General features: G+C 73.4%; 5 protein-coding genes. All 5 read right to left on the bottom strand.

All coding sequences use genetic code 11. The features are described 5' to 3' along the window. Nucleotides 1-180: 180 nt before the first annotated feature. On the bottom strand, nt 181-1,668 hold the full coding sequence (locus CTKZ_RS22455; protein WP_235843429.1) for an FG-GAP-like repeat-containing protein: 1,488 nt from the start codon (nt 1,666-1,668) through the stop codon (nt 181-183). Then, on the bottom strand, nt 1,665-3,188 hold the full coding sequence (locus CTKZ_RS10065) for a trypsin-like serine protease (protein WP_160142873.1): 1,524 nt from the start codon (nt 3,186-3,188) through the stop codon (nt 1,665-1,667). The genes CTKZ_RS22455 and CTKZ_RS10065 overlap by 4 nt, the downstream gene beginning before the upstream one ends. After that, complete coding sequence (locus CTKZ_RS10060) at nt 3,185-3,700, bottom strand: hypothetical protein (RefSeq protein WP_124342826.1); 516 nt, start codon at nt 3,698-3,700, stop codon at nt 3,185-3,187. Before CTKZ_RS10060 ends, CTKZ_RS10065 begins: the two co-directional genes overlap by 4 nt. A 78-nt stretch (nt 3,701-3,778) precedes the next feature. Beyond that, nucleotides 3,779-4,183: a hypothetical protein gene (locus CTKZ_RS10055; protein ID WP_124342825.1), complete on the bottom strand. Its 405-nt coding sequence runs from the start codon at nt 4,181-4,183 to the stop codon at nt 3,779-3,781. 3 nt (nt 4,184-4,186) lie between these two features. Then, on the bottom strand, nt 4,187-6,496 hold a 2,310-nt coding region (locus CTKZ_RS10050), incomplete at its 5' end, for an ALF repeat-containing protein (protein ID WP_200829696.1).

The following is a 6,496-nucleotide window of genomic DNA, read 5'->3' as shown; positions in this document are numbered from 1 at the left end:
CGGGCATTAGCGTGAGACACGAGAGACCTCCGTTGATGCGAGCCGGGTTCCTAGACAGCTCCCACTCGACCCGGAGGTCTCTCGCTACGTCAACAACGGTCGTGGTCAGTACACCTAGAGCGCGCCGAGGCCGCGCTGCCGGGACGTCCTGTGAGAGGTCCCGGCAGTGCGGCCGTCCGGTCAGCGCATCTGCGGCGCGCCGGGGATCGCGACGCGACCCGGCAGCGAGAGGCCCTTGTTCTCGTAGACCCACGTGCTGCCGGCGGAGTCGACGCCGATGATGTCGGCGCGTCCGTCGCCGCTCCAGTCGGCGGCCATGACCTCCTTGAAGGTGCCCCAGCCGACGCCGATCTGCACGGGAGCGGACAGGCCGGGACCGTTGTGCGGGTAGTACCAGAGCCTCCCCGAGGAGTCGACGCCGACGACGTCGGCGTGCCCGTCACCGCTGTAGTCGGCAGCGAGGACGTACGTGAAGGAGCCCCAGCCGCTGCCGATCTGGACACGCGAGGGCAGCGCCAGCCCGACGTTCGTGTACACCCACAGCAGCCCGTCGGCGTCCACGCCGAGGATGTCGGCGCGGCCGTCCCTGTTCCAGTCGCCGGCGGTGACGTGCGTGAACGTCGCCCAGCCGGACCCGATCTGCACCGGGGCCGAGAGGCTGTTGCCGTTGTGCGGGTAGTACCAGAGCCTTCCGGCGCTGTCGACGCCCACGACGTCGGCCTTGCCGTCGCCGCTGTAGTCGGCCGCCATCACGTGCGTGAAGGTCGCGAGGCCGCTGCCGATCTTGGCGCGCGCGGTCAGCCCGTTGCCGTTGTGCGGGTAGTACCAGACGTCGCCGCGGACGTCGACGCCGAGCACGTCGGCGTGCGCGTCGCCGCTCCAGTCGGCGGCCGCGAGGGTCGTCAGCAGCGGCGGGATCTGCTGGTCGATCCAGGCGCCGAGGTTGTCGAGCCGCGTCTCCGTGGCGTCCTGTCGCGTGGTGGTCGCCCCGAGGCACCCGCCCTGGTAGGCGGTGCTGTGGATCGCGACGAGCTCGATGCCGCTCGTCGTGGTCCGCAGCGCGGGTCCACCGGCGTCGCCCTTGCAGATCGTCGCTCCGGCCCCCTGCGCCTGGATGGCGAAGGTCGCCGTCCCCACCGCGCCGACGGTGTAGGTCGCGGCGTGCGCGGTGTCGGGGACGAGCTGCGTCGTCGTGCGCCCGTACCCCGTGACGGTGAGCGACTCCCCGGCGACCGGTGCCGTCGTGGCGACCTTCACCGGTGCCACGTCGTTCACGGCGGACGCGAGCCGCACCAGCACCGCGTCCCGCTCGGCGTGCGGGACCAGCAGGTCGGCGTTGACGACCCGCCCGGCGGTCCCGGTGAGGTCGACCCGACCGACCGTGACCTTCGTCGCCGCCTTCGGGGCACCCTGGGCCACGGCACCGGTCGCGTCGGCGAAGCACGACTTCGCGGTCACGACCCAGGTCGGGGCGATCAGGGCTCCCGAGCACGCCCGCTCGGCGCCGATCTCGAGCCGGACCGTGGCCGCGGCCGTCGTCCCGGTGGGCGTCGCACCCTGCACGGCGAACGCCGCGGGCACGCCGACGCACGCGAGCGCGAGCGTCGCCACGAGGGTGCGGACGGCACCGCGACGCACGCGGCGGTCGAGCAGACCCACGCCGCTCACCGGGTCACCGTCTCGAGGTCGAGCACCGCGAGCGGCCCGGACGTCGACACCCCGGAGCTCAGGTTCTTCCAGCCGTTGTTCGACGCGGCCTCCCACACCTGACCACCGTTCACGGTGTAGACGTACTTGACGCCGTCGAACGCCATCGCCGCGACCGGGCCGGACGTCGTGACGGTCGAGTTCTGGACCTTCCACCCGTTGTTCGACGCGGCCTCGTGCACCTGCCCGCCGATGACGGTGTAGACGTACTTGACGCCGTTCATCGCGGTGACGGCGAGGGCGCCGGAGGTCGGGATGCCCGAGCTCGCGCTACGCCAGCCGTTGTTCGACGCGGCCTCCCAGACCTGTCCGCCGTTGACGGTGTAGACGTACTTCACGCCGCCGGTCGCCATGACCGCGAGCGGACCGGACGTGGAGATCCCGGAGTTCAGGTTGCGCCACCCGTTGTTGGACGCCGCCTCCCAGACCTGTCCGCCGTTGACCGTGTAGACGTACTTGACGCCGTTCATCGCGATGACAGCGAGGGCGCCCGACGTGGTGATGCCGGTGTCGAGGTTCTTCCAGCCGTTGTTCGACGCGGCCTCGTACACGCGGCCGCCGTTGACGGTGTACACGTACTTCACGCCCCCGACGGCGAGGACCGCGACAGGCCCGGACGTGGTGATCGCCGAGTTCAGGCTGCGCCACCCGTTGTCGGAGGCCGCCTCCCACACCTGTCCGCCGTTGACGGTGTAGACGTGCTTGACGTGCCAGACGACCGGCGCCGGGTCCGTGATGCCGGTGATCCAGGTGCGCAGGACGTCCAGACGGGTGTCGGTCGCGTCCTGCCGGGTCGTGGTCGCCCCGAGGCAGCCGCCCTGGTAGGCGGTGTGGTGGATGGCGACGAGCTCGACACCGCCGGTGGTGGCGCGCAGCGTCGGACCGCCGGCGTCGCCCTTGCAGATCGTCGCACCGGCGCCCTGCGCCCGGAGGGCGACGGTGCCGGTGGCGACGGCGGCGACGGTGTACGTCGCGGCGTGCGCGGTGTCCGGCACCAGCTGCGTCGCGGTCCGGCCGTAGCCGGTCACGGTCAGCTCCTGGCCCACGACCGGTGCCGCGGACGCGATCTTCACGGGTGTGACGTCGGTGACCGGTGTCGACAGCCGTGCGAGCACGACGTCACGGTCCGCGTGCGGCACGAGGAGGTCGACGGTGACGACGCGTCCGGCCGTGCCGGTCAGGTCGACCCGCCCGACCGTGGCCTTGGTGCTGACCTTCGGGGCGCCCTGCACGACGGCGACGCCGCCCGTCGTGAAGCAGGACTTCGCCGTCACGACCCACGCGGGCGCGACGAGCGCTCCGGAGCAGGAGCGGTCGGTGCCGACGTCGACCTTGACGGTCGCCTGCGCGACGGAGCCCGTGGGCGTGCTGCCCTGGACGGCGACCGCGGCGGGCACGCCCACGCCGACGAGCACCGCGGCGACGGCACCCGTCCGGAGCGCTCGCGTGCGCAGTCGGCGGGGACGGTCGGGCGCGCTCACCAGCTACCGAACCGGAGCTCGACGAGGATCGCCTGCGGCATCTCGGCACCCTCGCCCGGGTCCACCGCGACCGACGTGTTGGGGGCCACGGCGTACGTCTCCTCGGTGCCGCTCGCGAGCTCGGCCGTCGCCTCGACGGGCTTGTCCCCGCCGCGCAGGAGGAACGTGTGCGGCACCTCCAGGGTCAGGAAGCCGCGCGTCCCCGACGTGCGGAAGCAGTAGTACGCGCCGTACGGCTCCTCCTCGACCATCGTCTCGACCTGGATCAGGCCCGGCGCGCACGAACCCGACCCGAACTCCCCTGACGACACCGGCTCGACGTGCCCGTCACCGGTGAACACCTTGAGCCCGTGCTCCGCCAGGATCGCGTCCGCCCCCGGGTAGGCGTAGTCCTCCACCAACGAGGACTGCACCTCCACGGGCGAGTCCGCAGCACCGGCGCTGCTCGCCCACGCGACCGCCACTCCCGCCACGACGACGGGCGCGACCACCCACCCCACGACCTTCTTCACGTCACTCGTTCCTCTCGCCTGCAGTTCTCGACCTGGACGCCCCGACGGTGCGACCACGGCGGGCGCACGTCGGCGCCCTCATCCCCACATCTCCTTCGAGCGTCGGACCTTGAGCTTCTTCAGCTCGTCCCTCGTCGCCGGCCACCGCTCCGCGCCGAAGCGCGCCTCGACCTCCGTGAGGTGCTCGCCGAGGAACGCGGCGTAGGACTCGTCCAGGACCGCGGACGGCTCGGGCCGTCCGAGGAGCAGGCGACGGACGAGGTCCACGGACCACCACTCGTCCCGGTGCTCCGCCGCGGGCTGGAAGTCCAGCAGCAGCTGCCCGCGGTCCCGCACGAAGCGGAGGCGCAGGGTCGGCGACTCGACGACGAGCAGGGCGTCGCCGCCGTTGCTGCTGCGCGACTGCGAGCCGACGACCGAGTAGCGGTCGCCCTCCCACAGGTAGTCCATGTGCGCGTCGATGAACGCGAGGATCGGGTTCACGGCTCATCCCCTCGGCACGAGCGACCACTGGTTGACCCACACGTACCCGTGGTCGAGGAGGTACTGGATCTCCTTGCTCAGGTAGGTGCCAGGCAGGACGTCCTGCTTCGGCACCGAGAGCAGCATCCGGTCGCCCGCGGCGATCCGGTCGTCGAGGAACGCGACGTTGAGGCTCCAGGGGTCGTCGCCACGCGCGATGACGTCGTCCCACGCGCCGCCGATGTCGAAGTAGCTCGCGCCGCGCGCCTGCGCCTTGTCGATGTACTGCGGGAACCGCCCCAGCACGGTGTCGCCGCTGTCGGTCACGTGCTTCAGCGCGAGGTCGAGGTACTCGTCCGACAGGTGCGTACCGGCGTTCGCGGCCCGTCGAGCGGCGAGGACGTCCTCGACCTTGTCCAGCGCGCGCACGAGCTGCGTCGCGTCGGCGCCGATGCGGGCGCCGCCGGGCAGCCACCCGAAGACGGGGATCATCGCGGCGATCGACAGGCCGGCTCCCAGCCAGTCGCCGCGGAAGCCGGAGATGATCGCGTCGACCCCGTCGCACGCCTCCCCGAAGCCCGGGGCGAGTCCGCAGAGGCCGAGCAGCAGCTGGAAGGCGTCGAGCCCCATCGAGGCGAGGAGCTCGGGGTCCTCCTCGGCGAGCTCGGTGAGGTCCTTCCAGAACGCGGACGCCATCTGGCAGCCCAGGGCGTCACGGCTGAGCGGCCGGCTGCACTTCTCGGGGTCGGTGATCAGTCCGACGATCTCGCGGTAGGCCTCCTGGCACTCCGGTCGCTGCGCCGGCTTGTCGAGCGGGTTCAGGCAGTTCTCGTACCGGTGCGCCCAGTCGGCGCTGCTCGTGCCGTCGGGACCGCTGCCCGGCGTGGCGTTCCGGTCGGCGACCTCCTGCTGCTTCAGCCGGACGCTGTACGTCGTCGCGGCCTCGAGGGCGGCCTGGTTGGCGGCCACCGCGTCGCGGCCCGCCGCGACCGCCGATGCCCGTGCGGAGCTCTTCGCCGCCTGCGCGGCCGCTGCGCTGGCCTCGGCCCGTTCGCTCGCGGCGCTCGCGGTCAGGGCGGAGCGTGCGGCGTTGTTCGCGCTGACCTGCGCCTTCGCGGCGGCGTCCTTCGCCGTCTGCGCCGACTGCGCGGCCTGGTCGGCCGACGCCTTCGCCGCAGCCGCCGACTGGGTCGCCTGGGCCGCGTAGGTCGCGGCCTGGTTCGCGGCGGCCGCGGCCTGGTTCGCGGCGGCGGCAGCCTCCGCGGCCGCACCCTTGGCGACGGCGGCGACGCGCCTGGCCTCGGCCGCGTCCGCGAGCGCCTTCTGGGCGTACTCCTGCGCCTGCTGCACGAGCGCCCGGACCGCCTGGACGTGGGCGGCCTGCTCCTTGTCCCGCTGCGCGGCCTGGAACTGGCCGACCGCGAGGAAGTCGGTGCCGTACGACGGCGGGCCCGCGAGCGCGACCTGCGCTGCGGCCTTGACCTCGGCGCCCCCGGCGTCCATGACCCGCGTGATCTCGACCCGCTGGTCGGCGGCCCGTGCGACGTGCTGGCCGTCCCGCAGGAACTCGTGCGCCTGCTGCGCCGTCCCGGCGAGCGCCTTCTGCGTCGCGGCGTACAACGCCGGCCCCGGGTTCGAGTTGAGGATCCGTGACAGCGCCAGACGGTCGTCGACGATCTTGCGCGGGTAGGCGCGCGTCTTGAGGAACGTCGCCACCGCGGCGTCGTCGCCGTCGAGCGACGCACGCGCGGCCGTCCGCTCCTGCCCGTCGGGCAGGGTGTCGACGAGGTGCCACACCCGGGCCCGGTCGTCCTGACCGGCCGCCTGGGTGCGCCCCACGGTGAGCCAGGACCGGAGCGCGACCTCGTCGCCCGCCAGCGCCTCCGCCGCGGCCGCCTTCGTCCACTCCCCGCCGGTCGTCGCGAGCGCCAGCGCGGCCTGTCGGCCCTTGGCGAGCACGACCTGCGTCGACGCGCCCGGGGCGGTCGCCTCCTGGAGGAGCGTGCGGGTCGCGGCGGGGACGCGCGCGTCCTCGGCGGTGTCCCACCGCACGTTGCGGTCCCACCCGGGGGTCTCACCACCCGCCGCCCGCGCCGCCGCGTCCGCGGCGACCGCCTCCTGCGCGTCGGCCACGCCCTGCTCGGTCGCCTCCGCGAGACGGGCCGCGTCGGCGTCGCGGGCCAGCTTCTCGACCTCGACGGCCTGCGTCGCGGCGGACACCGCGAGCTGCGATGCGGCGGTGGCCTCCGCGGCGTGCGCGGCCGACTGCGTGGCTGCCTGCGCCGCCTCGCCGGCGTGCGCCGCTGCCTCGTCGGCCGCGGCGGCGGCCCGCGT

Origin of the sequence: Cellulomonas algicola (assembly GCF_003851725.1) — a bacterium.
GTDB lineage: Bacteria > Actinomycetota > Actinomycetes > Actinomycetales > Cellulomonadaceae > Cellulomonas > Cellulomonas algicola.
The sequence above is the reverse complement of the archived record's forward strand: the minus strand, read 5'-3'. Positions and strand labels throughout refer to the sequence as shown.